This is a genomic window from Demequina aurantiaca (assembly GCF_000975135.1).
GTDB classification, from domain to species: Bacteria; Actinomycetota; Actinomycetes; order Actinomycetales; family Demequinaceae; genus Demequina; species Demequina aurantiaca.
Window position 1 is genome coordinate 188,250 of the sequence record NZ_BBRF01000002.1, and the last position, 26,179, is coordinate 214,428.

The 26,179-nt window shown below is 64.5% G+C and carries 23 protein-coding genes; 16 read left to right on the forward strand and 7 right to left on the reverse strand.

What is annotated here, in order from left to right; genetic code table 11:
* Positions 1-65: 65 nt before the first annotated feature.
* Positions 66-1,439 carry a D-alanyl-D-alanine carboxypeptidase family protein gene (locus tag AOP73_RS09320; protein WP_152650625.1) on the reverse strand — a complete coding sequence of 458 codons (1,374 nt, stop codon included), beginning with the start codon at positions 1,437-1,439 and terminating at the stop codon, positions 66-68.
* 606 nt (positions 1,440-2,045) lie between these two features.
* Between AOP73_RS09320 and leuS the strand changes: the two genes are divergently transcribed.
* From leuS to holA, 6 genes are all read left to right on the forward strand, one after another.
* Positions 2,046-4,550 (forward strand): leucine--tRNA ligase, encoded by a 2,505-nt coding sequence (gene leuS, locus AOP73_RS09325; protein WP_061965271.1) that lies wholly within the window; start codon positions 2,046-2,048, stop codon positions 4,548-4,550.
* A 44-nt stretch (positions 4,551-4,594) separates the two neighbouring features.
* Entirely contained in the window at positions 4,595-5,476 is an 882-nt protein-coding gene (locus tag AOP73_RS09330; protein WP_061965273.1) for a DegV family protein, read from the forward strand.
* A 45-nt stretch (positions 5,477-5,521) separates the two neighbouring features.
* Positions 5,522-6,382 (forward strand): DegV family protein, encoded by an 861-nt coding sequence (locus AOP73_RS09335; RefSeq protein ID WP_061965275.1) that lies wholly within the window; start codon positions 5,522-5,524, stop codon positions 6,380-6,382.
* 141 nt (positions 6,383-6,523) lie between these two features.
* A complete protein-coding gene (locus AOP73_RS09340; RefSeq protein WP_061965277.1) occupies positions 6,524-7,363 on the forward strand; it encodes a ComEA family DNA-binding protein in 840 nt (279 codons plus the stop codon).
* Positions 7,360-9,795 carry a ComEC/Rec2 family competence protein gene (locus AOP73_RS09345; protein ID WP_061965279.1) on the forward strand — a complete coding sequence of 812 codons (2,436 nt, stop codon included), beginning with the start codon at positions 7,360-7,362 and terminating at the stop codon, positions 9,793-9,795. Before AOP73_RS09340 ends, AOP73_RS09345 begins: the two co-directional genes overlap by 4 nt.
* Before the next feature lie 19 nt (positions 9,796-9,814).
* Complete coding sequence (gene holA, locus AOP73_RS09350) at positions 9,815-10,807, forward strand: DNA polymerase III subunit delta (protein WP_061965281.1); 993 nt, start codon at positions 9,815-9,817, stop codon at positions 10,805-10,807.
* A gap of 72 nt (positions 10,808-10,879) precedes the next feature.
* On the opposite strand, the gene AOP73_RS09355 is transcribed toward holA, so the two are convergent.
* From AOP73_RS09355 to AOP73_RS09370, 4 genes are all read right to left on the reverse strand, one after another.
* On the reverse strand, positions 10,880-11,569 hold the full coding sequence (locus AOP73_RS09355; protein WP_061965283.1) for an EAL domain-containing protein: 690 nt from the start codon (positions 11,567-11,569) through the stop codon (positions 10,880-10,882).
* A gap of 77 nt (positions 11,570-11,646) precedes the next feature.
* On the reverse strand, positions 11,647-11,907 hold the full coding sequence (gene rpsT / locus AOP73_RS09360) for a 30S ribosomal protein S20 (RefSeq protein ID WP_061965285.1): 261 nt from the start codon (positions 11,905-11,907) through the stop codon (positions 11,647-11,649).
* Between the two features lie 72 nt (positions 11,908-11,979).
* Entirely contained in the window at positions 11,980-12,444 is a 465-nt protein-coding gene (locus AOP73_RS09365; protein WP_061965701.1) for a type II toxin-antitoxin system PemK/MazF family toxin, read from the reverse strand.
* Positions 12,445-12,483: 39 nt separating this feature from the next.
* A complete protein-coding gene (locus AOP73_RS09370; RefSeq protein ID WP_152650626.1) occupies positions 12,484-14,196 on the reverse strand; it encodes a putative bifunctional diguanylate cyclase/phosphodiesterase in 1,713 nt (570 codons plus the stop codon).
* Positions 14,197-14,373: 177 nt separating this feature from the next.
* Between AOP73_RS09370 and lepA the strand changes: the two genes are divergently transcribed.
* Both lepA and hemW read left to right on the forward strand, forming a co-directional pair.
* Positions 14,374-16,227: a translation elongation factor 4 gene (gene lepA / locus AOP73_RS09375; RefSeq protein ID WP_152650627.1), complete on the forward strand. Its 1,854-nt coding sequence runs from the start codon at positions 14,374-14,376 to the stop codon at positions 16,225-16,227.
* An 8-nt stretch (positions 16,228-16,235) separates the two neighbouring features.
* On the forward strand, positions 16,236-17,387 hold the full coding sequence (gene hemW, locus AOP73_RS09380) for a radical SAM family heme chaperone HemW (protein WP_061965291.1): 1,152 nt from the start codon (positions 16,236-16,238) through the stop codon (positions 17,385-17,387).
* 42 nt (positions 17,388-17,429) lie between these two features.
* On the opposite strand, the gene AOP73_RS09385 is transcribed toward hemW, so the two are convergent.
* Together AOP73_RS09385 and AOP73_RS09390 are read right to left on the reverse strand one after the other, a co-directional pair.
* Positions 17,430-17,858 (reverse strand): DUF4870 domain-containing protein, encoded by a 429-nt coding sequence (locus tag AOP73_RS09385; RefSeq protein ID WP_061965293.1) that lies wholly within the window; start codon positions 17,856-17,858, stop codon positions 17,430-17,432.
* 91 nt (positions 17,859-17,949) lie between these two features.
* A complete protein-coding gene (locus AOP73_RS09390; RefSeq protein ID WP_061965295.1) occupies positions 17,950-18,354 on the reverse strand; it encodes a DUF4870 domain-containing protein in 405 nt (134 codons plus the stop codon).
* Between the two features lie 347 nt (positions 18,355-18,701).
* Between AOP73_RS09390 and hrcA the strand changes: the two genes are divergently transcribed.
* From hrcA to era, 8 genes are all read left to right on the forward strand, one after another.
* The gene (gene hrcA, locus AOP73_RS09395; RefSeq protein WP_061965297.1) at positions 18,702-19,715 is read left to right on the forward strand and encodes a heat-inducible transcriptional repressor HrcA; all 1,014 of its coding nucleotides are present in this window, start codon (positions 18,702-18,704) and stop codon (positions 19,713-19,715) included.
* Entirely contained in the window at positions 19,716-20,843 is a 1,128-nt protein-coding gene (gene dnaJ, locus AOP73_RS09400; protein WP_061965299.1) for a molecular chaperone DnaJ, read from the forward strand.
* Between the two features lie 15 nt (positions 20,844-20,858).
* Positions 20,859-21,647 carry a 16S rRNA (uracil(1498)-N(3))-methyltransferase gene (locus AOP73_RS09405; protein ID WP_061965301.1) on the forward strand — a complete coding sequence of 263 codons (789 nt, stop codon included), beginning with the start codon at positions 20,859-20,861 and terminating at the stop codon, positions 21,645-21,647.
* Complete coding sequence (locus AOP73_RS09410) at positions 21,644-21,988, forward strand: histidine triad nucleotide-binding protein (protein WP_061965303.1); 345 nt, start codon at positions 21,644-21,646, stop codon at positions 21,986-21,988. Before AOP73_RS09405 ends, AOP73_RS09410 begins: the two co-directional genes overlap by 4 nt.
* 383 nt (positions 21,989-22,371) lie before the next feature.
* A complete protein-coding gene (locus tag AOP73_RS09415; protein ID WP_439645235.1) occupies positions 22,372-23,415 on the forward strand; it encodes a PhoH family protein in 1,044 nt (347 codons plus the stop codon).
* The gene (gene ybeY, locus AOP73_RS09420; RefSeq protein ID WP_061965305.1) at positions 23,412-23,864 is read left to right on the forward strand and encodes an rRNA maturation RNase YbeY; all 453 of its coding nucleotides are present in this window, start codon (positions 23,412-23,414) and stop codon (positions 23,862-23,864) included. Before AOP73_RS09415 ends, ybeY begins: the two co-directional genes overlap by 4 nt.
* Positions 23,865-23,906: 42 nt before the next feature.
* Positions 23,907-25,154, forward strand: a complete 1,248-nt coding sequence (locus AOP73_RS09425; RefSeq protein WP_061965307.1) for a hemolysin family protein — start codon at positions 23,907-23,909, stop codon at positions 25,152-25,154.
* A complete protein-coding gene (gene era / locus AOP73_RS09430) occupies positions 25,147-26,058 on the forward strand; it encodes a GTPase Era (protein ID WP_061965309.1) in 912 nt (303 codons plus the stop codon). The genes AOP73_RS09425 and era overlap by 8 nt, the downstream gene beginning before the upstream one ends.
* The last annotated feature ends 121 nt before the right edge of the window (positions 26,059-26,179 follow it).

The window sequence follows — 26,179 nt, forward strand, 5'->3', positions numbered from 1 at the left end:
CCGCAGTTCCGACTGCGACGGGCGCGATGCGCGGAGCTTGTCGGGAAGGCGAAGAACCTGGGAACTCAGCCCGTGTATTCGAAGTGCCAGGGCTCGGGGTTGTACCCGGAGGGTCTTGCCCAGTCGGGCGCCTTCCAGTTGTAACCGGTGAGCTGGTCTCGCAGCCACAGGTACGCAGCGCCGCTATAGCCCCCGGGAAGGGATGAACCCGCGACATCGATCGCGGCCCCCCAGCCGTGGTTCGACGTGCCCGGGATGGCGGCGATGTTGCCAAGGACGGCTCGGGCCGTGACTTGTTCCTGGTAGGTGCGGTAAGCATCGTTGATGGGAATGTTCATGCCATAGCGTGCCCGGAAGGCGCGGTTGAGCCGTTCCAGGTCGTCCGCAGCCTGGCAGAGAAGCAATTCGGCCGTGTCCCACGACAATGGGCACAGATGAGTGACGGGGATGTAGCCGTTCGAGTACGAGGTCTTGGCCCGGGTGATTGCCACGCCGGACGAGCCCGCGAGGTAATAGCCCGAACCCCATGCCCGTGTGGTGCCCAACTGAACCTCGATCCAGCCTCCTGTGGAGACGGCCCCGGTGGCGGTGAGTGCGTTGCCCCGAGATCGCTGGGTGACGACCGAGTACGACGTGGACGGACCCGAGCGCAGATTGAGAGTTGAGGTGCCATAGACGTACACCACGGAGTGCCGGAGGAGCGGGCCCGACGACGCTGAGGGTGCGTAGCTCACGCCGGCGCGATCTAGCCGGTACAGAAATGCCGCCATGGCGTCCCGGGTGATCGAGGCGCCCGGCCTGAACTCCGCCCCACCGGGAGTCTTCCAACCGGTGGTGGCGCCCGTCGAGGCCAACCACACGATTTGCTTGTAAAACTGCGACGAGGTCGTCACGTCGGTGAAGGGTGACTTTGAGGGCACCGAGACCTTTGGCGACCCGGCGAATCGATAAAGGAATGCAGCCATCGCCTCGCGCGTAATGGCGCTGTACGGCCGGAATTCGTGCCCGCTCGTGACGCGCCATCCTTTTGAAATCCCGGTCTCGGCCGCCCATGAAATCTCGGTGAAGAAGGCGGTGGAAGATTTGATGTCTGCGAAGGGTGAGTGGGGAGCGGCGATGTATGCGGGCTTTCCCGCATACCGATAGAGAAAAGCTGCCATGGCGTCTCTCGCGACAGTCGAGTACGGGCGGTACTCGCGTGAGCCGCCAGGCATCAGCCATCCGGTGGTCACGCCGCTATTGGCAAGCCAGGCGATCTCCGTCGAGAACTTGGAGTAGTGACTGGAGCTCGCACTCGTGGAGTCGTCGGTGAAGGTGATCGCTGGGGCAGCACGTACCGCCTCAGGGGTCGCCGACCTCAGCATCATCGAGGTGGGGGGCAGTGCGTCGACGGTTGAGTCTGGAGACACGTCCGCGTTGGGTGCGTCCTTGGGAGGCACCACAACCTCGAGCGGGGGCTCATGGTCCAGGTCAGGATCGGGCTTGGCAGAGGATGAAGGGCTCGGAACCGGTGTTGGCGTCGGTGTTGGCGCGGCACTCACTGAGGGAGCGGGGCTTGGCACCGGAGCCGTGGACGGCGTCGGGGTGGCAGTGGCCGAAGGGGCCGGACGCGGGGAATCATCTGCCGACGGTGACGGCTTGTCGGATGCCGAGGGACCCGGGCTGGGCACATCGCTGGGCTGCGACGACGCTGAATCTGACGGCGGAGCTGCCTCGTCAAACATGATCGGTTGCGCATGCGCTGTGGTGCTGCCGAGGGCGATCACGACGCCTATCGTGACAGCGCACACGGCTCGTACAGCGACTAGTCGGGCGTTGTTGCGTAATGCTTGGATGAGCCCTACTCCTCTGGCGTTGTTGAGCCCGTGAGCCTCGGAAGCACGCGGATGGTTATAGGGATAATCGGCGTATATCGGATGTAAGTAAACCTCGTGTGGCACATCCCACTGCAACGTTGGATGCCAACCCTAGGATGCATCGGCCGGGGGCGGGCCGTCCAATGGAGCGCGTGACCGCGATGCGTACAACCCGGCTAAAATCGGTGGGTGACTTCCGCGAATCCAGAATCTGACGAGAACCGCTACGACTTCCACGCGCTCGAGAGGCGTTGGCAGCCGGTGTGGGCCGAGACCCAGCCGTTCAAGGCTGGAGGTGCCGACGATGCGCGCCCCACCAAGTACGTGCTCGACATGTTTCCGTACCCCTCGGGCGACCTTCACATGGGCCACGCGGAGGCTTACGCACTGGGAGACGTGATCTCCCGGTACTGGATTCAGCGTGGCTTCAACGTGCTGCACCCCATCGGATGGGACTCCTTCGGTCTGCCTGCAGAGAACGCCGCGATCAAGAACAATACTGATCCTCGAGTCTGGACTGAGGCGAACATCGCCCAGCAGCGCGCCTCGATGGAACGCTACGCCTGCTCTTTTGACTGGGACCGTGTGCTCGCGACACACCGCCCCGAGTACTACCACTGGAACCAGTGGATCTTTACGCGCATGTACGAGCGCGGACTCGCGTACCGCAAGCCGTCGCTGGTGAACTGGTGCCCCAAGGATCAGACGGTACTCGCGAACGAGCAGGTTGTGCAGGGGCTCTGCGAACGTTGTGACACTCCCGTCACCAAGAAGAAGCTCACGCAGTGGTATTTCAAGGTCACTGAGTACGCGGACCGACTGCTGGACGATCTCGATGGTCTCGAGGGCACGTGGCCGTCCAAGGTCATCGCGATGCAGCGCAACTGGATTAACCGCTCGCACGGTGCGGACGTGGTGTTCTCGATCGAGGGCCGCGACGAACCCATCAGCATCTATACGACGCGGCCGGACACGCTCTGTGGCGCCACCTTCATGGTGGTCGCCGCAGACTCCGACCTAGCCTCAGAACTTGCGGCCGATGCTGACGACGCCACGCGACAGGCTTTCGACACGTACGTGGCAGCCGTCAAGGGTGCGACCGACATTGACCGCATGAGCACCGAGCGACCTAAGACTGGCGTGTTTCTGGGGCGCTACGCCACCAATCCTGTCAACGGCGAGCGTCTGCCCATCTGGGCATCTGACTACGTGTTGGCCGACTACGGGCACGGCGCCATCATGGCGGTCCCCGCACACGACCAACGTGACCTTGACTTTGCACGCGCCATGGAACTACCCGTGCGCACCGTTGTCGATGTGAAGGATGAGGAGGGCAACTCCCTGCCTGACCCCGCCGAGTCCTGGATCGCGACCGGAGGAGACGGACTCGTTGTCAACTCCGGTGAGTTCGACGGCCTCGCAAAAACAGAGGCCATCGCCGCCGTCGTCGCCAAGCTGAATGCAGATGGAGTGGGTAGCGAGACCACTAACTATCGCCTGCGAGACTGGCTGATCTCGCGCCAGCGCTACTGGGGTACTCCTATCCCGATCGTGCACTGCGACAAGTGCGGCGAGGTCCCGGTTCCGGATGATCAGCTTCCCGTGGAGCTGCCTCCCACTGAGGGTCTCGACCTCAAGCCCAAGGGCAAGTCCCCGCTGGCCGCCGCGACCGACTGGGTCAACACCACGTGCCCCAAGTGCTCGGCTCCCGCTCTGCGCGACACCGACACCATGGACACTTTCGTGGATAGTTCCTGGTACTTCCTGCGCTACCTGTCGCCCAACAAGACCGACGGCCCGTTTGATCCGGCGGAGGCCGCGCGGTGGGCTCCCGTCGACCAATACGTCGGCGGAGTCACGCACGCGATCCTGCACTTGCTGTACGCCCGCTTCTTCACCAAGGCGTTGAACGACATGGGCTATGTCGACTTCGAGGAGCCATTCCTCGCACTGCTCAACCAGGGCATGGTGCAAATGGACGGTTCAGCGATGTCTAAGTCACGCGGCAACATTGTGCGTCTGAGCGAGCAGCTCGACGAATACGGCGTAGATGCCGTCCGGCTCACGATGGCGTTCGCGGGCCCACCTGAGGACGACATCGACTGGGCTGACGTCTCTCCCTCCGGTAGCGCCAAGTTCCTTGCCCGTGCGTGGCGCCTCGCGCGCGACGTGACGAGCGAACCCGGGACGGACCCGGCATCGGGCGATGTGTCCCTGCGTGCTCACACCCACAAGACGCTGGCCGAGTGTGCTGAGCTCGTCGAGGGCTTCCGCTTCAACGTGGTCGTGGCTCGCACCATGGAACTGGTCAATGTGACGCGCAAGGCCATCGACTCGGGAGCCGGTCCGGCTGACCCCGCGGTGCGCGAGGCCGCTGAGGTAGTGGCGATCCTGCTGAGCATGTTCGCGCCCTACTGCTCCGAGGACATGTGGTCGATGCTCGGTCACGACAACGTCGCGCACGCCGGCTACCCAGAGGTGGACCCGGAGCTGCTCGTCGAGGAGACCGTGACATGCGTCGTTCAGGTGAAGGGCAAGGTGCGCGACCGTCTCGAGGTCGACCCGAACGTCGGTGAGGACGCCCTGCGAGAGTTGGCCCTCGCATCGGACGTCATCAAGCGCGCCCTCGACGGCGCGGAGCTGCGAACGGTGATCGTGCGCGCCCCCAAGCTCGTCAACATCGTCCCCATGTAGGAGAAATGTGCCCTCTCGGGGGGCGCATCGAGAAAGGATTGCTCGTGGCTGAACGCACTGTCGCCGTCATCACCGACTCAGTCTGTGGCCTGGCTGGAAACGTCGCTGCGGAGTTTGGCGTGTACCTCATCCCGGTGCGCGTGACGACCCCTGACGGCACCTATTCCGACGGCGCGGGCTTTGGCCCGGATGATGCGATCGCCGCCATTGTCGCGGGGAAGAAGGTCGAGACCGCCGAGCCGCAAGTGGCGGCGATGGCCAACGCGTTCGCCGAGTGCGCGAACGCCGGCGCCCAATCAATCGTGTGTGTGCACGTGAGCAGCGAGCTGTCCGGCACCGTCGGAGCAGCGCGTGCTGCCGCGGCGACCTCGCCGATTCCTGTCACCGTGGTAGACACCGGCACCACTGGCATGGCACAGGGATACGCCGCACTCGCGGCGGGCGCAGTCTCGCTTGCCGGCGGCACCAACGCGGAGGTCGCGCGAGCAGCTGAGATGGCCGCCGAGAGTTCGCAGGTGTACTTCACGGTAGACACGCTCGACTTCCTGCGCCGCTCTGGACGCATCTCCGGAGCGATTGCGACTCTGGGATCCATGTTTAAATTGCGCCCCATCATGGGGATTCGCAACGGCAAGGTTGAGTCGGTGGATCGCAAGCGCGGCACCGACGCCGCCCGTAGCACGGTGCGTGAATTGGCCGAGCGACGCGCGGGCGAGATGGTGAGGCCCGCAGGAGCCGTTGGACTGGTGGGCTCCGAGGCAGTCCCCGCAGAGTTCCAGTTGTCCATTTCTGGACCGACTCTCGAGTCGGATCCTCCGACGTCGCTCGCAATCCACGCGGGACCGGGGATGTACTACGCGGCCGTCGCCCAAATGCCGCAGGCCTATTTTGATGTGCTGCGCGGGTCCTCTCTCGCCTCGTCCTAGTTCCCTCAGGGTGCGGCCCGGCGCATCGCCGCTACTGTGGTGCCCATGAGCAACGTCGCGGTGATCACTGACTCCGCAGCTTCACTTCCGCCTGCCTTGGCCAAGAAGTGGGGCATCATCGTGGTGCCACTGCAGGTCATCGTGGACGACGTGTCTTTTCCCGAGGGCGAGGAGATCACTCCGACCGAAGTCCTGACTCACCTGCTTGACGGCCGTGCCGTGTCCACGTCGCAACCGAGCATTGCGGCGTTCGAAGCCGCCTACGCGCAGGCAGCCGCGTCGGGTGCGCAGGCTGCTGTCGTGGTGCTCATTTCAGGAGAGATGTCGGGCACCGTCAATGCTGCGCGTGCCGCGGCTCAGGGCGCTGCGATCCCGGTGCGTGTGGTAGACACTCGGACCCTCGCGATGGCGGCTGGATTCGCTGCCGTGGCCGCAGCCGCCCGCGCCGCAGCCGGGGCGGGAATCGACGACGTGGCTCAGCGGGCGCAGGATGTGGCGGCGTCATCGTTGTGTGTCTTCACGCTCGATAGCCTCGAATTCCTCAGGCGAGGAGGACGAGTGAACGCAGCGACGGCCGCCATCGGAAATGCGCTGAGTCTGCGTCCGGTGATGGCGATCCGCGACGGCAAGGTGGAGGTCCTGGAAAGAGTGCGGACCACTGCGAGAGCGCGCAGCGCCATGCTGGACATGGTCGACACACATGTAGGCGGCCTTGCACGCCCTGCGGCCGCGATCATGGTGCTCGGGGACGAGCAATTTGGTAGCGACGCTGCACTCCTCGTCGAGAACCGTCACCCCGAACTGGCGATGCTGGTGCGCACGCCGGTGAGCGCGGTGCTGGCGGTCCACACCGGACCGGGCACGCTCGCCGCTGTCGTGGTGGATCTCCCAGACGACGTGCGCTGACACCAGTCTTACTGCCTGACCCGTGCAGTCCGGGGAGTTCTGCCAGTGGACTGATGCCCACAGGCCGTCTCCTGAGTGTGCGAACTCAGCGACCACGGTCGCCGCTTACCGGCCACGGTGTGTGCTGCCTAGCGTCAGGGGATGAGCAATCACGAACGGCAGGGCGGTACGGCCGATGCGCGCAGCCCAGTGGTGTCCAGCGACAGCGTGGGGGCGCGGTGGCGTGACGGCGTCGCTCGTCAGGCGCGAGCCGTCTACGAGTCCGCGCACGGTAACCCCATTGCCGACGACGCCCGCGGAATGCGCTGGATGCTATCGCCTCGCGCTGCGCTCACCGCCGGCATCGTGGTCCTGCTCTGTGGTGTCATCCTGCTGATGGTGGTGAGGCCCCCGGCAAGAACGGTCATAGGACCCGGTGTCGACGTGGATGGTGCGGCTGGGGTGGATGGAGCCGAGTATGAGTCCGCCGGCGCGGAAGGCACCGGTCCAGGGGTGACTCCGTCGCCCGGCGCTAGTGACGACGGTTCCAGAGATGGGTGGGACGACGCCAGCGACAGCGGCATCGTAGTCGTCGACGTCGCGGGCCATGTGGCGCTGCCAGGCCTGCGTGAATTGCCCGCGGGATCACGTGTAGCAGACGCCATCGATGCCGCCGGTGGGCCGCTTGCCGACGCCGCAGCCGATGGACCCAACCTCGCCCGGGTGCTGGTCGATGGCGAGCAGATTTATGTGCCGGGAGTGGATGAGGGTGCAACTCATGATGCTGGAGCGGGTACCGCAGCGGTGCACGGCAAAATCAACGTGAACCGGAGTGATGCGGCTGAGCTCGAGGCGCTACCCGGGGTAGGGCCAGTCCTCGCGCAGCGTATTGAGGACTTTCGCGAGGAACACGGCCCATTTGCGTCAGTAGAGGACCTTGACGCCGTCTCAGGAATCGGACCCGCGTTGCTGGCCCGGCTCTCCGAGGAAGCGACGGTGTGAAGCCAAGGCATGACGCACGGCTGGTTCCCGCGGCTCTCGCCGCGTACCTGTGCGCGGGAATGATCGCCAGCGAACTCATCAAACCGTCCATGGCCTTCCTGATGGTTCTGGTGATTGCTGCCGGCGCTGTTGCCGTGGGAACACTTGCCTCGATGCGGCGTGAGCGGGTTGGACTAGTCCCATCTGGCAGTGGTCGTGGTGACGCGCGCATATCCAGACGTCGAGCGCGACACGGACTGATGGTCACGCTGTGCTCGCACGCGGCACTCGTAGCCGTGATGGCGGGAGTCGTCGTGTTGAGCACCTCCGCCCATATGATCGCGCGGTGGGAAGGGGGCTTCGCCGCTGCCGTGGGGTCCAAAGCCCCAGAGGTTGAGCTGATGGCTGTCGTTGCCCGGGAGCCGGTGCCACTCACCAATCCGGGATTCGACGGTGAACAACGCCACGCCGTCCGTGTGTCGGTTCGCCAATGGCGTGAGGCCGACGAGCGTGCCTCGTGGCGGCCGTCTGCAGCGACGGTGGACGTGATGGGCGCGCAAGATGTTGCGGCCCTCGCCTATGGCGATCAGGTCACTGTGGTGACACGTCTGGACCGCCGCCGTGGCGATCGTCCCGTCGCGGTGGGGTGGGACGCGGCAGTGGATGACGTGCGCGGAGCTGGGGGAGTGGCGGGTGCCGTAGCGACCGTCCGCGAGGACTTTAGGCAAGCGAGCAAGGGGCTGGCCACTCCGGTGAGGGGACTCACCCGGGGCATGGTCATCGGAGATACCCGAGCAATGCCCAGTGAGCAACGGGAAGACATGCGCGTCTCGGGGCTCACGCACCTGACCGCGGTCTCGGGCGCGCACTTCGCCGTGGTCGCGGTGATGGTGCACGGCATGCTGCGCAGGTTGCCATTGCACCGGGGCCTGCGAGCGACTCTTGCGGCACTGGGAATGGCATGCTTTGCGTGCCTAGTATTTCCGGACGCGTCCGTAGTGCGTGCCCTGGTCATGGCACTCGTGGGAGCGCTCGCGGTGTGGTGGGGGCGACCGCCTCAAGCGCTTGCCGCGCTCGCGACAGCAGTGATCGCGCTCGTGACGGTAGACCCATTCGTGGCACTTGAACCGGGATTCGCGCTTTCCGTCAGCGCGGTGGCCGCCATCGTCCTGTGGGCACCGCGCCTGCGCATAGTGCTGGGCAAGGTGATGGCGCCCACGCCGGCAATGTTGATCTCTGTCCCACTCGCCGCTCAGGCAGCTTGCGCGCCCATCCTGATCCTTCTCGAGCCCCGCGTCAGCCTCTACGCGGTCATAGCGAACCTGCTCGCTGTACCCTTCGCCGCGCCCGTGACCCTCATCGGTCTCGCCGCAGTCGTGCTCGGGCCCGCGTCGGGGGGCATTGCCTCGGCCATCACGTGGCTCGCCTCATTATCAGTGTGGCCGGTAGCGCTGATCTCCCATGTGGCGGCATCGCTTCCCGGGGCGACAGTGCTGTGGCCACCGGGTGTCCCTGGAGCTGTGTCCTTGGCCGCACTCACGTGCGTGACGATGTGGTGGACCGTAGGCAGGGGCCGCGTATCAGTCAAGGTCCTGGTGACCGTTGCCACGCTGACGGCGGTCGTCTTGGCGGGAAGGTCGGACCGCACGTGGGGCTGGGTCAGCCCAGTGCCGGGACAGTGGTCCCTCGTCGCTTGTGACGTGGGACAAGGAGACATGATGATGTTGCGCGTCGGGGCGCATTCTGCCGTGGTGATCGACGCAGGTCCGGGGGACGGGACGGCAGCCGCGTGCCTGAGTCGTTTTGGGGTGAGCGAAGTTCCGCTGCTCATTCTCACGCACCCCCATGCGGATCACGACGGTGGTGTGCCTGAGGTGCTATCCCACGCCAGCGTCGAGGCGGCATGGGTACCCGATCTCGCCACCCATCCGGGGTTCGACGCCGCCGCGCGACGGCTGGCCGAAGCCGAGGTGAGCGTCGTTGTTCCACGCGCCGGGGCGACGTGGAATGGGGCATCGGTCACCCTCACTCTGCGTGAGGCGCGCGCGGTGAGCAGCGTTCCCGGTCCAGACTCCGAGGTCGCAGGAAGCCTCGTGAATGATGCGTCGTTGGTGGTGTCCGGGAGCGTCGACGGGGTGACATTCCTGGCCCTAGGGGACGTGGAGACCGCCGCTCAACGGGACCTGGAGGCGAAGGTGCGGGCCCCCGTTGTCGTGGACGTCGTCAAATTGGCTCACCATGGTTCACGGGTCCAGGATCCGCGCCTGGTGGAGCAGATCCGAGCCGCCGTGGCAATCGTCAGTGTAGGTGCCGGAAACACCTACGGGCATCCGTCAGCGGAGGCACTCGCGCTCTACTCCGGGAACGGCGCCACCACAGTCCGGACGGACGAATGTGCTGACGTGGTGGTGTGGCGCAACCCGGAGTTGCGCGTGGCATCGCAGTGTCGGTGACGCATGGCAGGCTAAGCACATGGCCGCACGCAATTCCACCCCGGAAGCAACCTGGTTTAAGGCCGCGCCAGCGCCGCTCGTGCTGGTGTCGGGCCCAGAGACGGTACTAGGGGAGCGAGCGATTGAGCGCATCGTGCTCGCGGTCAAGAAGCGTGAGGACTCCGTCACCGTGACGCGCCTGGACGCCGGTGCGTATAGCCGTGGCGCGCTCATGTCAGCGACCAGCCCGTCGCTGTTTGCGGAGCCCGGCATCGTGGTTGTCGATAGTGCGGAGGCGATGAACGACGAGTTCCTCGCCGATGGCTTGGCCTATGTGGCAGCACCCGATCCCACCGTCGTCGTGGTGATCCGTCACGGCGGTGGAGTGCGAGGCAAGAAGCTGCTCGACGCGCTCAAGGCGGCCGGTGCCGCTCAGTACACGTGTCCCGCCATCAAGAAGGATGCCGAGTTGGTTGACTTCGCGATGGGGGAGTTTGAGCGCGGCAAACGACCCGCACCCGCCCGCGCGGTGCGCTCGCTCGTGGACGCGATTGGCGGAGACGTCGCCGAGCTCGCGGCCGCATGTGCGCAGCTCATGAGCGATGTCGACGGCACCATCGACGAAGCGGCCGTGACGCGCTATTACGGATCCCGCGTCAACGCGACAGGCTTCGCAGTCGCCGATGCCGCGGTGGCGGGAAAGACGGGCGAAGCACTCGCGCTCGTTCGACACGCAGTTTCGACCGGAACAGATCCCGTGCCCCTGGTGGCGGCGCTCGCGTTGAAGCTGCGCACGCTGGCCAAGGTGGGCGCGGCACGCGGGCGCGGAATGGACCCCGTGCGCGACATGAAACTGGCTCCGTGGCAGGTGGATCGTGCTCGGCGCGAACTGCAGCGTTGGAACGCGCGGACACTGGCCGAGGCCATCGAAGAGGTCGCACAGGCAGATGCCGACATCAAGGGTGGCGGTCGCGCGCCAGATTTCGCGCTCGAGCGGGTGGTGCGCCGAGTCTCCGGGCTGGCGTCCAACTAGTCAGATGCCGCACCGCCGGCGAGACAACGCACACCGAATTTGACGGGCTGTCGCGGCCCCATGGCACGGCTACTAAGTTCGATTGCCGGCGCCACGCGTGGGAATACTGAGTACCTCGGTGTGCTCGAACAGATCCCCTTGGATCTGCTCGAAACCGAGAGCCACGAGGGCGTCGAGTTGAGATTGTGTCTCCACGCATTCCGCAACCAGTGTTCGCCCATTGCCTCGCGCTCGCTCCACCAGTTGCGGTCCGAGTCTCGTCACGTCGTGTTGGTCGAGTTTGACGAAATCCGCGTAGGGCAGCAGCTCGCACTGAGCGTCAGTGGCGGTGAAGTCGTCGAGCGCGATACGGAATCCCTGGGCACGCAGCTCGCGAAGTCGGTCCACGAGTGGATGCTGCAGGGTGATCGACTCCACGATCTCGATAATCACCGTGGCGGGGTCGCAGGCCAGGTCACGATGAGTGAGTAGGTAGTTTCCGGTGAAGTTCACGGACGCGTCTCTGCCGTTGGTGATATCGATGCCTTGGTGAAAGGCGGCGGCGATCACGTGCTCAGTCGCGAGGTCCTGGTCTTCCGCATTCCAACGATCAGCTCGCGCTCCCTTGAGTCCCGCAGCGCGGAAGAGGAGTTCGTAGCCAAACAACTCGCCACCCGGTGTGTAGATGCCTTGGCGGCCTACGAGGGTGGGCACTTTGGTGTACCGAGCGACGGCCTCCGGGTGCGTGACATGCCACAGGCGCGGCGTCGCGGACGTGGTCATTGAATCCCTTGAAGAAAGGCGCTGGGTAGCACAAAAGCCCCGGTCACGCAGAGCATGCCGGGGCGAAGTGTGCGGGGCTAGAGAGCCGCGACCTGCTTGGCGAGAGCCGACTTGCGGTTCGCGGCCTGGTTCTCGTGGATGACGCCCTTGGACGCAGCCTTGTCGAGCTTGGTGGTTGCGGTCTGCAGTGCAGTCTGCGCAGCGGCCTTGTCGCCGGCAGCAATGGCCGTGCGGACCTTGCGGACGTGCGTCTTGAGCTCAGACTTGACGGCGACGTTGCGCACGCGAGCCTTCTCGTTGGTGCCGATACGCTTGATCTTCGACTTAATGTTTGCCACGTGGGTCCTCTAACGGTGTTGGAAATAAACTTGGGGTGTTGCGCCCGACGGGCGCACACACGACCGCCAATACTACCAGTGATGGCACTCAATTAGCGAACGTGATACTTGTTCGTACTTCGCGTACGGGAGAACGGCGCCTTCGCGCCGCACTGTGCGCGGGTTGACACGCAACACTCTATCAAGACGCACCTCGCTTGGGCGGCCTTGACGGTCCCACGCGCCGGACCCAATATCGAGCCAATATCGGCCCCAGTGAGCCTCACTGGCGGTGTTGCGGTTGTGATCCTTGCTCGTGAGCATGAGGCCGAGCAACCAGTCACCATCTCGACCTATCAAGAGCACCGGCCGGTCCTTGCCGTGGTTGAAGTCCTCCTCGAAAGGCACCCACGTCCACACCACCTCGCCAGGATCCGGCTTGCCGTCGAGTTTGGGGGAGTACTCGATGTCGAATTTGCCCTCGAAGTCGCCTGGATATGACGGGGGGCCCTTGCGCGCAGAGCGCGGTGCGAGTGCAGTCTTTAACTTCGCAAACAATCGCGATAGGCGGGAAGGATGTGGGTTGGCCATGTTGCGTTACGTTAGCGCGCCGGAGCCGGGCAGTGTCAACGCCCGGTCGGCGAGTTCGGGGTCAGTGGGTGCTCCGACAAAGAGCTCTTCAGCGGGCAACGCGTGCCCGAACAGGAAGCCCTGACCAAAGCTCCACCCGTGCTGACGGGCTATGGAGTATTGGGCTTCTGTCTCGATGCCTTCGATGATCCCGTACATGTCGAGCGAGGTCGTGAGGCTCGCCATCGCAGTTGAGATGCGATCACCAGTGGAACGGTCTCCCAATCGCAGGGTGAATTCTCGCGCGAGTTTGAGGCCGGAGACGGGGTTCTGCAGCACGGAGGACAGCGATGAGTAACCCGTGCCGAAGTCGTCAATGAGGAGGTCGATGCCCATTGCTGTTAGCCGGTCCAGGTCGGAGTGCTCGGCGGGCGTGGCCGCGAGCATCCCTGACTCTGTGATTTCTAGTCCGAGGCGGTCGGGACTGACCCCGGTTGAGTCGAGTGCCGCAGTCACCACGCGAGTCAGGTCGGCTCCACCAATCTGGCGGGTCGACACGTTGACAAATATCTTGCCCTGGAAATCTGGACGTGAGGCGATCAGCCGGCACGCATCAAGCAAGACAAAGCGACCCAGGTCGATGACGAGGTTCGCCGCCTCGCACACCTCGATAAAGTCCTGAGGTAGCAATAGTCCGCGCGTCGGGTGCTGCCAACGAACAAGGGCTTCGTACGCCACCACCTCGCGAGTGCCGAGGTCTACCACCGGCTGATAGTGGACTCGCAATTCGCCCTCGGCAATAGCGGTGCGGAGCTCCGCCTCGACGGACAGTCGGGACAGTGCATTGGCATGCAGGTCTTCGCGGAAGACTTCAGCACCGGCACGTCCGGCCTGCTTCGCCGCGAACATCGCCAGATCGGCGCGGCGCACCAACCCCTCCGCACCCAATCCCACATCAGCCAGGGCGATGCCGGTACTCATTGTGACGCGCACGTGCTGGCCGCCCACGACGAGCGGTTCCTGCACGGCATCGGTGATCACGGTCAGGAGTCCCTGCGCGGCATTCTCCGTAAGGATCGTGTCGAGCACCACCACAAACTCGTCGCCGCCGAGTCGGGCCACGACGTCAGTAGGGCGCACGGAATCCCGTATTCGGCGCGCCACCTCCACGATCGCATCGTCGCCAGCCTCGTGCCCGAACGAGTCATTGATGAGTTTGAAGTGGTCAATGTCGATGAAGAGCACGGCCACAGGAGCGGCGGTCGGGTGGTGGTCGAGCATTGCAGTGAGCAATTCGATCAAGCGAGATCGGTTGGGTAGGCCAGTCAGGTGGTCGTACTGCGCCCGATGCTCAAGAAGCTCCTTGGTGCGACGCACCTCAGTCACGTCTTCGATCTGCACGATGCACGTGTGGCGGCCGGAGGCGGCATCGTGGGCAACGTCCGACACGGTGACGCGGGTCCAGACGGTGTCGCCATTGCGGTGCAGGAGTCGCTTTTGTGCCTGGTAATAGGGCATGGCGCCGGATGCGACGGCCGTCATCATCTCGCGGTCGCGTTGAAGATCGTCGGGATGGGTGTACGTCGAGTAGTGGACCCCCACGACATCCAGGCTGTCGCGGCCGAGGATGCGCGCGAACGCGTCGTTGAGCGCGACGAACGTGCCTGCGTCGTCCACGAGCGCCATACCGATGGGCGAGTCTCGAAAGATAGAGTGGAAAAGGTCGTCGTCGTGCGTCATCTGTCCCCCCAGTTTCAGCAAGTGCGGCACTACGGTGTTTGCGGTCGTGATCAAACGTCGTTGTTGACCAGTGCGTCCTTGCCTTATGTATCGGCAGACGTGGGCAGCGCATGAGCGGGCCGATTCATGGGACGATAGGGGCTTGCCTCCGCCCCCGTTCAAGGAATAGCCACCACAGTGTCACTTGACCCTCGCATTCAGCCTGCCTCGACTGACCCGAGTCTGATCCGCAACTTCTGCATCATTGCGCACATCGACCACGGCAAGTCCACCCTGGCCGACCGCATGCTCGGCATCACCGGCGTGGTCAGCGAGCGTGCCTCACGCGCGCAGTACCTGGACCGCATGGACATCGAGCGCGAGCGTGGCATCACCATCAAGTCGCAGGCGGTACGCATGCCGTGGGAGGTGGAGGGGGGAGCTCACGCGCTCAACATGATCGACACCCCCGGCCACGTGGACTTTAGTTACGAGGTCTCCCGCTCTCTCGCCGCGTGCGAGGGAGCGATTCTGCTGGTGGACGCAGCACAGGGCATCGAGGCTCAGACGCTCGCCAACCTCTACCTGGCGATGGAAAACGACCTGGTCATCATTCCTGTACTTAACAAAATTGACCTGCCGTCGGCGGACCCTGACCGCTACGCCGCGGAACTCGCTCAACTCATTGGCTGTGATGAGGGCGACGTGCTGCGCGTCAGCGGCAAGACCGGCGAAGGCGTGCCTGAGCTACTCGACCGTGTGGTGCGCGACATCCCGCCGCCCGAGGGCGACGCGTCGGCTCCCACCCGCGCCATGATTTTCGACTCGGTCTACGACACCTACCGGGGCGTCGTGACCTATATCCGGGTGATCGACGGCGCCCTGAAGCCCAAGGAAAAGATCGCGATGATGTCGACCCTTGCGACTCACGAGCTGCTCGAGATTGGCGTCATCAGCCCCGAACCCGTCCCCACCAAGGGTTTGGGAGTAGGCGAGGTGGGTTACCTCATCACCGGCGTGAAGGATGTGCGCCTGTCCAAGGTGGGTGACACGGTCACGCTGGCGAACAACCGCGCTAAGGAATCCCTTGGCGGGTACCGCGACCCGCGGCCGATGGTCTACTCGGGTCTGTTCCCGCTCGATGGCTCAGACTTTCCTATCCTTCGCGACGCCCTGGACAAGCTTCAACTGAACGACGCCTCACTCGTTTATGAGCCGGAGAGTTCTGTCGCGCTTGGGTTTGGTTTCCGTTGCGGCTACCTCGGCCTGCTTCACCTTGAGATCGTGCGAGACCGGCTCGAGCGCGAGTTCAATATTGACCTCATTTCCACCGCGCCCAACGTGGTCTATCAGGTCACCATGGACGACGGCAAGGTTCACGAGGTCACCAACCCTTCCGAGTTTCCCGGCGGCAAAATCGCCGAGGTGCGTGAGCCGGTGGTCAAGGCATCCATCCTGGTCCCTAGTGAGTTCATCGGTACAGTCATGGAGTTGTGTCAAGAGCGCCGCGGCACCATGGGCACCATGAACTACCTCAGTGAGACGCGCGTGGAAATGCACTACACGCTGCCGCTGGCCGAGGTGGTTTTCGACTTCTTCGACCAGCTCAAGTCGCGTACCAAGGGTTATGGCTCGCTCGACTATGAGCCCGACGGCGACCAGGCTGCGGACCTCGTCAAGGTCGATATCCTGCTCCAGGGCGAGACCGTCGACGCCTTCAGCGCTGTGGTCCACAAGGATGCCGCGTACTCCTATGGGCTCTCGATGGTGGGCAAACTGCGCAAGTTGATTGACCGTCAGCAATTCGAGATCCCCATTCAGGCCGCAGTCGGTGCCCGCGTCATCGCTCGCGAGACCATCAAGGCCATTCGCAAGGACGTTCTAGCCAAGTGCTACGGCGGCGACATCTCGCGAAAGCGCAAGCTGCTGGAGAAGCAGAAGGCCGGTAAGAAGCGCATGAAGAACATCGGCTCCGTTGAGGTTCCCCCGGAGGCGTTCATCGCCGCGCTCTCGACGTCTGACGACGGCTCCGACAAGGGCAAGAAGAAGTAACGACGCCGATGCGTGACTTCGGGGTCTACATTCATGTCCCGTTCTGCTCGGTTCGGTGCGGGTATTGCGACTTCAACACCTACGCCCCAGGCGAGGTTGAGGGCGCGACGCGCGAGGGGTACGTCGAGGCGGCACTGGGCGAGATGGCTCAGGCTCACGACTCGATGGCCGGCGACAGTCGTCCCGCCTCGACGGTGTTCTTTGGTGGCGGTACGCCCACCATGCTGGACCCGACGGCACTGATCGCGCTACTCGGCGGCGTCCGCGACACGTGGGGCATCGCCCCAGGGGCAGAGATCTCTACCGAGGCGAACCCTGACTCGGTGAGCGCCGCGTCCCTGTCGGCCCTAGCATCGGCCGGCTTTACGCGAGTGAGTTTTGGGATGCAGTCAGCCGTCCCGCACGTTCTCAAGACCCTGGAACGGACCCACAACCCAGACAATGTCGCGAAGGCCGTGGGCTGGGCAAAGCAGGCGGGGCTTGCGGTGAGCCTTGATCTCATCTACGGCACGCCGGGGGAGTCTCTCGAGGACTGGAACGCTAGCCTCGACGCCGTGGTGGCGCTCGAGCCGGACCATGTCAGTGCGTACGCCCTCGTTATCGAGCCCGGCACCAAAATGGGTGCTCAGTTGCGCAGGGGCGAGGTCGAGCCGGTCGACCTCGACACACAGGCCGACATGTACGAGGCGGCAGAGTCGCGCCTGGCGGCGGCGGGATTCGGCTGGTACGAGGTGAGTAACTGGGCGCGCGAGCCCGAGCAGGTGTGCCGCCATAACCTGGCCTACTGGCGTAGTCAGGATTGGTGGGGAATCGGTCCCGGCGCGCACAGCTACTTGGGTCCTCGCACGGGGGCAAGCGCCGAGCGCTGGTGGAACGTGAAGCACCCGCGCGCGTATGCGGCGCGCATTGGCGCGGGCGAGAGCCCAGAGCAGGAGCGTGAGCCGCTCACCGCCGATGACCTCGCGCTGGAATCCGTCATGCTTCAGATCCGGCTCGCCGAGGGAATCCCGCGCGACGCGGTCGCCGCGGACAAAGCTGGCGCGATCGCCGCACTCATCGGCGACGGGCTATTGGATGGCCACGCAGCGCTCGCTGGTCGACTGGTATTGACGATGCGCGGGCGGCTGCTCGCCGACGCCGCCGTCCGCGCGCTGACCTAGGGTCATCGACTCGCGTGCGGAGTCAGGTCTGCGAGCCGCTCCCTAGCGAACGAACGGTATGACAAGCGGGATCTTGTAGTACTCGCCACGTTGTGCAGCGGTGCCCGCCATGAACGAGATTACGACCGAGAAGATCCAGTACGCGATGAACAGCGGGATCGTGACGATGAATCCAATGAACAGCGTGACGACGCCGAGGATGACGGCGGCGATTCCCGCACCGATCATGGTCAGTTGCAGGTTGAGGTTCTGCTTGCCGTGCCAGTCCACGAGGGCGCTGCGTTCTCGGTACATGAGCCACATGACGAGGGGCACCACAAAACTGAGGGTCCCCGCGGAGAGGATGGCGGCGATCGCGGCGGCGAAGTGGAGCCACATCGAGATGGTGCGGGCCTCTGACTCGTACATGGGTGCCGGCGTGATGGGGTGGGGTGGCCGCGGGGTCTGAGGATCGTGCGTCGTTTCGTTCATGTCACGAGCGTGCCACGAAACGCCAAAGCCCCGCATCCTTCCGCGGAGGGATACGGGGCCCTGGTTGGTCTCAGGGTGGTGGGTAAGGGTCTTACTTCACCAGGTTCAGGTTGAAGGGGTACTTGTACGCCTGGCCCTTGTTCGCGGCCATTGCACCCTGGATTCCGAAGATCAGCGCGACGACGACGGTTCCGAGCCACAGGATGGGGGAAAGGATCCAGCCGATGATCGGAATCACGCTCAGGATGACTGAGGCGAAGTAGCCGATGGAGACCAAGATGCCAAAGTTCAGCGCCTTCTTGCCCTCGGTGTCCGTGAACTGGCTCTGGTCCTTGCCCACAAGCCAGATGATGAGCGGGATCAGGAATCCGGTGACGACCACTGCGTGTGCGATCGTGGCCATCGTGTTGGGGTTCGTGCTCGCGGAGCCTGCGGGCTGACCGGCGGGCTGCTGAGGCTGCTCGGGAGGGGGAGGGGGAGGAGTGCTGTCTGTCATGGTTTTCTCCAGTGCGTAGTCGAGATGGACGTAAGGCTGGTCCGCCTCGCCGTGTCGCGCGGACTGTCTGGACACATGGTGACCGCGACGGTGAGGACTTCCAACCCCACCAATGTAGCGACAAAGGCCCAGCAAAGTACAGAAGTGGAGCCCAGAAGTGACGGTCGTAGTTGTCGATAAGGTCCGGTTAACGGGGAATCTACGCACGTGTGGGCCCGCAAAGCTCCTCACAGGACGCGGTAGAATTGGCACTCGGGCGGGTCGAGTGCCAGAGATTCGATGCCCGCGCGCGCACGTAAGACGCCCCTTCACCAAGCCAACGACCACTCGCCGACGGGAGGCAAGCCATGACCGATGATCGCCGCCGTGCCGTCCTGCACGCCATCGTCGAGGGCTACGTCTCCACGTCTGAGCCCGTGGGCTCCAAAGCGCTGTCGACACGTCAGGAACTTGGTGTCTCGCCGGCCACGATCCGCAACGACATGGCAGCGCTCGAGGAGGAGGGGCTGATCGCTCAGCCACATACCTCCGCTGGGCGCATCCCTACCGACAAGGGCTATCGCTCGTTCGTCGATCACGTCGCGGCATCGGCGTTGCAGGACTCGCAGAAGCGAGCCATCACCACTTTTCTGTCCGACGCCGTCGACGTCAACGACGTAGTGGAGCGTTCAGTGCGATTGCTGAGCCAGCTCACGCGCCAGGTGGCGGTGGTCCAGTACCCGTCGGTGCGGGAGAGCGCGGTACGCCGCGTAGAACTGGTACGCATGGGCGCCGATCGTGCGCTTGCGGTGGTGGTATCCGCCGATGCGCGGGTGGAGCAAGCGACCATTGCGCTCGGCGAGGATCCCAGCGAAGAAGAATTCGAGCGCGTGGCGCGCGAGGTCAACCAGGTCTCAGTGTCGGCCACGCCGTCGTCTCTCCAAGGTGATCTGGACGCCTGGGCCGCCCACGATGGGCAGCCCCTGTGGGCATCGTCGCTCGCAGGCGCGGTCGCCAAGTCGGCCCGTGGCGGTACGGTGGAGCGTGTGGTGTTTGCTGGCACGGCGAACCTCGCGAGGGCAGGAACGGACTTCGAGGCCGACGCTATGGGCTCCGTTCTTGACGCCCTTGAGGAACAAGTAGTGCTGTTGCGGTTGTTACACGAGATGACCGGGCAAAGCCAGGACGTGGCGGTGCGCATCGGTTCGGAGACTCAACACGAGTCTCTCGCGCGCACGTCGATCGTTGCCGCAGGGTACGGAGCCGACAACGGCGGCCTCTCCCTGTTGGGCGCATTAGGACCTACACGAATGGATTACCCAGGGACGATGGCCGCGGTTCGCGCCGTCGCCCGCTACTTGTCGAAGGTTGTGGAAGCTTAAGTGAATGACTACTACTCCGTCTTGGGCGTCCCTCGCGACGCCACCGAGGCTGACATCAAGAAGGCCTACCGCAAGCTAGCGCGGGAGTTCCACCCGGACGTCGCCGGCCCCGATGGCGAGGCGCGCTTCAAAGAGGTGGGCGCCGCATATGAGGTGCTCGGCAACTCCGAGAAGCGCGCGCAATATGACCGCGGGGTGGACCCCCGAGGTGGACACAGCGGCCAGAACACGGGCCCCCAGGGCTTCGGCTTCGAAGACATCTTCGAGTCCTTCTTTGGCGGCGGGCAGCAGCAGCGACGTGGCCCCGCGAGCCGCATGCAGCGTGGCGGCGACACCCTCGTGTCGGCGGAAATTACGCTGGATGAGGCGGTGTTCGGTGTCAAGCGCGAGATCCAGGTCGATCTGGCCGACACGTGTGGCACGTGCAAGGGTACGTGCTGCGCTCCCGGCACCTCGCCTCAGCAGTGCCGCCAGTGCAATGGCCAGGGACAAGTGCAGCGCATGGCGCGGTCTCTGCTCGGCAACGTCATGACCACGTCACCCTGCCCCGTGTGCGGCGGCTACGGTTCGACCATTCCGCAGCCGTGTGGCGAATGCTCAGGCCAGGGACGCACGCACTCGCGCCACACCATCTCCGTGGACATTCCTGCGGGTGTCGAGACGGGCACACGTATCCGCATGTCGAACTCGGGCGATGCCGGTGTTGCCGGGGGGCCCAAGGGCGATCTCTACATCGAGATCCGCGAAAAGGCGCACCCTACCTTCGAGCGCCAGGGCTTCGACCTTCACTGCACGCTGCATGTGCCGATGACCGCAGCGGCGCTCGGTACCGTCATGGGCATTGACACTTTTGACGGTGCGCAGGATGTCGAGGTCCGCGCAGGCACGCATTCCGGCTCGACCGTGAAGTTGAAGGGCCTAGGCGTCGGACGTCTCCAGCGCTCCGGCCGCGGCGACCTGCTGGTCCACCTCGACGTGCAGACCCCCACGGACATGAGTGACGAGGAAACGGAGTTGCTTCGCCAGCTCGCGGCGCTGCGCGGCGAGGAGATGCCCGAGGCCCACATGGCGCCCATCGGCGGGGGAGTGTTTTCCCGTCTGCGTGATGCCTTCATGGGCCGCGCGTAGCGTCCTGAGCACCTCGTGAGCGCGCCGGTATTCATTTGCCCCGCGGCGGCCGATGCCGTGGCGGGCGCCATGGTCGAGGTCACCGGTGACGAGGCACGCCATGCGGTGACGGTGCAGCGACGTCTGGTGGGCGAGGCCGTGGATTTGGTGGACGGTGCGGGTGCGCGTGCAAGCGGGCGCATCGTCGCGGTCGGGGACTCCCGTATGACGGTGGAGATCGCGCGGGCGTCACGTGACGCTGATCCAGAAGTGGTGCTCGTCCAGGCGCTCGCCAAGGGAGGGCGTGACGAGCAGGCCATTGAAGCGGCGACCGAATTGGGGGCCACCCGGGTGGTGCCGTGGGCTGCTGACCGGTCCATCGTGCAGTGGCGTGGCGCGAAGGTGGACAAGGCCCGCGACCGCTGGCGGTCCCTCGTGACCGCGGCGACCAAACAGTCCCGACGGGCGCGCATTCCCACGGTGGAGCCCCACGTATCGACCAAGCAGTTAGCCCTCCTCGTGACCGCCGCTACCGATGCGGGTGCACGGGTATTGATCCTGCATGAATCTGCCGACACCGCCATGGTCGACCTCGACTGGTCGCACGGAAATACTGCGCCACTCTGGATGATCGTCGGGCCCGAGGGTGGAGTGTCTGATCACGAGATCGACCTGCTCACGCACGCCGGTGCAGAAGCCGTCCTGCTCGGTCCCCATGTCCTGCGCGCATCGTCCGCCGGACCCGCCGCAATCGCCGCCCTTGCCGCATTACGCGGCACGTGGTCGACCCGTGGCGACGGGCGGGGCTTTACGCTAGAGGGATGACCGACACCGACTGCTTGTTCTGCCGCATCGTCGCGGGAGAAATTCCTAGTGACAAGGTGGCCGAGACCGACACCGTCCTGGCCTTCCGCGACATCAACCCCGCGGCACCCGTACACGTCCTGGTGATCCCCAAGACGCACTCACCGAACATCACCGCGCTCGCGGCCACGCATCCAGACTTGATTGCCGACATGGCGGCCGTCGCCCAGACAGTGGCCGATGACGAATGCGGGGGGCAATACCGCTGGATCTTCAATACCGGACCGGCTGCCGGGCAGTCGGTCTTTCATGTGCACGGCCACGTCATCGGTGGCAAGGACCTTGGATGGAGCCCCGCGTGAGCACCAATCGCGTCGTCACAGTCGACAACTCACATGTGGCCGAATTGCTGGGCTACAACGACACGGTGATCCGAGTGGTCGAGAAGTCGTACCCCGCCGTTTCCATTCTGGTTCGCGGCAACGAAATTTCCCTCGAGGGAACCACGGCCGATGTCGACGAGGCGGCCACCGCAATCGAGGAGTTGCGCGGCATCCTGGCAGCCGGGGCCCCGCTCAACGCCGACGTCGCTCGGGAGACCATCCGCATGCTGCGAGGTGCGCGCGACTTCGCGGCCACGACACAGGCTGAATTGCCTGCCACCGAGCCCGAGGACGACCTTCATGACGATGCCCCTGAGATGGCGCACAATGAATCGGAGGGCGACGAGCGGGAGGTAGAGCTCGTGCCTGAACTGGTCCCAGACCTGGAGCCGGAGCCCGAGCCTCAGCCCGAACTGGTTCCGGAACTCGAGCTCGCGCCTGACCTTGAGTTAGAACCCGACCTTGAGTTGGAACCCGAACTGGAAGTGGTTCCAGATCCCGTGGCGCACCTCGTGGCGGAACCCGAGAGCGCCCCCAAGGACGACCTTTCCCCCGAGTTGAAAGCGGCTCTCGCACCGAGCGAGACTTCTGCCCCGGCCCGTCCAACCGAGGACGAGGCGGACCCGGCACCCCCCATGGCGGCCACGGAACGCCCGGCTCAGGTGTTGTCGCGCTCTATTCTGAGTTCGCGCGGCCGCACCATCCGGCCCAAGACGGAGGGGCAGGCTAAGTACGTCGACGCGATTGAGCAACACACCATCACGTTCGGAATCGGCCCCGCAGGAACCGGCAAGACCTATCTCGCCATGGCACAGGCGGTGGCGGCTCTCCAGGCCAAGCGCGTCAACCGCATCGTCCTCACGCGTCCAGCCGTCGAGGCGGGGGAGCGACTCGGCTTCCTGCCCGGTTCGCTAAGTGAAAAGATCGACCCCTACCTGCGCCCGCTCTACGACGCGCTTCACGACATGCTCGACCCGGAGTCAATTCCTCGCCTCATGGAGGCCGGCACCATTGAGGTGGCGCCGCTTGCGTATATGCGTGGTCGCACGCTGAACGATGCCTTCGTCATCCTCGACGAGGCTCAAAACACCACGCGCGAGCAGATGAAAATGTTCCTCACGCGGCTCGGATTTGGCGCGACAATGGTCGTCACTGGCGACGTCACGCAGGTAGATCTACCAGGAGGCACGCAGTCTGGCTTGCGGGCGGCGAGCGAGATCCTGACGGGTGTCGAGGATATTTCCTTCTGCTTCTTGGGTGCCGAGGACGTGGTGCGTCACCGACTGGTGAGCGACATCATCACTGCTTACGCGACCGCCGACGAGTCTGGCATTCCAACCGCCTCGCGTCGCACGGTGCGCGATGGACAACAGCGCCGCTTCAACAACAACGGAGACCACCAATGATTGACGTCAACAACGAGACCGATGCGGTGGTCGAGGAGATTGAGTTCGCCGAGTTGGCGACCTTTGTGCTGAAGGAGATGCACGTCGCCGATGGCGCCGAGCTCGCGATCCTGTTTGTTGACGAACCCACCATGGAACAGCTGCATATCCAGTGGATGGATGAGCCGGGTCCCACCGACGTGCTGAGTTTTCCCATGGACGAACTCCGTCCCGGCACCCCTGACGAGCCGACTCCGGCAGGGTTGCTGGGTGACATCGTGGTGTGCCCCAGCGTTGCGGCCCGTCAGGCGACCGCCGCCGGCCACACCGCGGACGAGGAGATGCTGCTCCTGACCACCCACGGCATCCTCCACCTGCTCGGCTATGACCACGCGGAGCCTGAGGAGGAGAAGGAGATGTTTGCCCTGCAGCGCAGGCTCCTCCTCACGTTCCTCGCAAGTCGCGCATGAGTCGCTTGGGGCACATCACTTCTGAAAGATCAGTGAGTATCCATGTCTAGCGGCGATGTGACGCTGCTGGTAGTTGTCGGCGTGGTGAGCCTGTTCGGCGCGGCTATTCTGCACGCCGTGGTGGCCGCCTTCGAGCAGCTTCCCTACGCGGACGAGCGCAGGATTGCTGCGAAACAACGCCCCGACGGCAGGCCAACTGCGGCCGCCAAACTAGCCGCGCTGCCCGAGCATACGGACAACGCAGCCTCGGTCGCCTACGCCACTCTCGAGGCGATCGTGATTGTCTGCTGGAGCGTGCTGGCGTGGAGCATCGGCGACGCGCTGTCGTGGCCCGTCTGGGTGACCTTCGCCATCGCGATCGTGATCGCGGCGTTTATTGCTCTCATGCTCATTCGCGCGGTTCCGCGACAGATTGCGCGCGCCAACCCGCTCACCACCGTGGCCGCCCTGGCACCCGCAGCATCGGCGCTTATTACGCTCACCACGCCGGTGCGTGCGGTGGTGCCCGCGCTACGAATGCCGGCCCTGGCCGAGCCCGAGGACCTGGTGGAACAGGCCCAGGACGCGCTCGAGGACGAGGATGCCGAACTCCTTCGATCCGTGGTGAGTCTTGGCGACACTCTGACACGCGAGGTGATGGTGCCGCGTACCGACATGGTGACTATTGCCTCGGGCACCTCGGCACGCAAGGCCATGGTGTTGTTTATGCGCTCCGGCTTCTCCCGCGTTCCCGTCATCGGCGAGAGTGTCGACGACACGCTGGGCGTCATCTATCTCAAGGACGTCGTGAAGGCCACGTGGGACGACAACGATAAGTTGGGCAAGCCCGTCGACGACTACATGCGCGAGCCTGTCTTCGTGCCCGAATCGGTGCCGGTTGACGACCTCTTGCGGCGCATGCAGGGCGAGGTGTTCCATCAGGCGATTGTGGTGGACGAGTTTGGAGGAGTAGCCGGGCTGGTCACCATTGAGGATGCCCTCGAGGAGATCGTGGGTGAGGTGGTCGACGAGCACGACCGGTTCTCACCCGATGCCGTAGAACTCGACACAGGTGGGTACCGGGTGCCGGCGCGGTTCCCGCTCGACGAACTTGGTGAACTGTTCGACATCGAGATAGACGACGATGATGTAGAGACGGCCGCCGGTCTGCTCGCGAAGGCGCTTGGAAAGGTGCCGATACCCGGATCACGCGTTGCTACCCATGGGCTGGTATTGCTCGCGGAGCGTGCCGAAGGACGCAGGCGCCGCCTGACGTCGATTGTTGTGGTCAAGGAGGCCGAAGATGAGTGATGTACCTTTCCGGAGCGGATTCGCGTGCTTTGTGGGGCGACCCAATGCGGGCAAGTCGACGCTGATGAACGCGCTCGTGGGTCAGAAGGTCGCGATCATGTCCTCGCGCCCGCAGACCACGCGCCGGGCGATCCGCGGAATTGTTCACCGCGAAGACGCGCAGATCATCGTGGTCGACACCCCCGGCCTGCACCGTCCGCGCACGCTACTCGGCGAGCGCCTAAACGACCTGGTGAGGGAGACCTTCAATGAGGTCGACGTGATCGGCATGTGCTTGCCGGCGGACGAGAAGATCGGCCCCGGCGACAAGTGGATCGCGCGTGAACTTGCCGGCGCCCGTGCCCCCAAGGTCGCGATCGTCACCAAGGTCGACAAGGTGCCACGTCCGCAGGTGGGGGACCACCTGCTGGCGGTCTCGGAACTTGCCGACTGGGCGGACATCGTGCCCGTGAGCTCAGTCAAGGACATTCAGATCGATGTGTTGACGGACGTGCTCACCAAATACCTGCCCGAAGGTCCCGCGCTGTATCCGGATGGCGAGCTCACGGATGAACCCGAGCAGATCATGATCGCCGAACTGGTGCGCGAGGCGGCGCTTGAGGGAGTTCACGACGAACTCCCGCATTCGATCGCCGTGCAGGTCGAGGAAATCGTGGAGCGCCCGCAGGCCGAGGACGATCCGCGTCCACCGTTGCTTGAGGTGCGCGTGCAGCTCTTCGTGGAGCGCGACAGCCAGAAGGGCATCATTCTGGGGCACAAGGGCGAGCGACTGCGCGACGTAGGGTCCAAGGCGCGCAAGGAGATTGAGGGTCTGCTGGGGCGCAAGATCTACCTCGACCTGCACGTCAAGGTCGCCAAGGAGTGGCAACGCGACCCCAAGCAACTGGGCCGACTGGGCTTCTAGCCTTGTCTGCGCCACGTCAGCGTGACCGATATTGGCACGGTCACCACAGCATCGGCTATGGTGAACGCATGCGTGCACCGCAGTTCACACTGCTCCTTCGTTGCCGCGACGAGGCCTAAGT

Coding starts and splice junctions, on each gene's coding strand:
- hrcA (WP_061965297.1), top strand. CDS start 18,702: ATGACCGATGATCGCCGCCGTGCCGTCCTGCACGCCATCGTCGAGGGC.
- AOP73_RS09410 (WP_061965303.1), top strand. CDS start 21,644: ATGACCGACACCGACTGCTTGTTCTGCCGCATCGTCGCGGGAGAAATT.
- hemW (WP_061965291.1), top strand. CDS start 16,236: ATGCGTGACTTCGGGGTCTACATTCATGTCCCGTTCTGCTCGGTTCGG.
- era (WP_061965309.1), top strand. CDS start 25,147: ATGAGTGATGTACCTTTCCGGAGCGGATTCGCGTGCTTTGTGGGGCGA.
- AOP73_RS09390 (WP_061965295.1), bottom strand. CDS start 18,354: ATGACAGACAGCACTCCTCCCCCTCCCCCTCCCGAGCAGCCTCAGCAG.
- AOP73_RS09340 (WP_061965277.1), top strand. CDS start 6,524: ATGAGCAATCACGAACGGCAGGGCGGTACGGCCGATGCGCGCAGCCCA.
- AOP73_RS09355 (WP_061965283.1), bottom strand. CDS start 11,569: ATGACCACGTCCGCGACGCCGCGCCTGTGGCATGTCACGCACCCGGAG.
- ybeY (WP_061965305.1), top strand. CDS start 23,412: ATGATTGACGTCAACAACGAGACCGATGCGGTGGTCGAGGAGATTGAG.
- holA (WP_061965281.1), top strand. CDS start 9,815: ATGGCCGCACGCAATTCCACCCCGGAAGCAACCTGGTTTAAGGCCGCG.
- AOP73_RS09385 (WP_061965293.1), bottom strand. CDS start 17,858: ATGAACGAAACGACGCACGATCCTCAGACCCCGCGGCCACCCCACCCC.
- AOP73_RS09335 (WP_061965275.1), top strand. CDS start 5,522: ATGAGCAACGTCGCGGTGATCACTGACTCCGCAGCTTCACTTCCGCCT.
- AOP73_RS09370 (WP_152650626.1), bottom strand. CDS start 14,196: ATGACGCACGACGACGACCTTTTCCACTCTATCTTTCGAGACTCGCCC.
- AOP73_RS09425 (WP_061965307.1), top strand. CDS start 23,907: ATGTCTAGCGGCGATGTGACGCTGCTGGTAGTTGTCGGCGTGGTGAGC.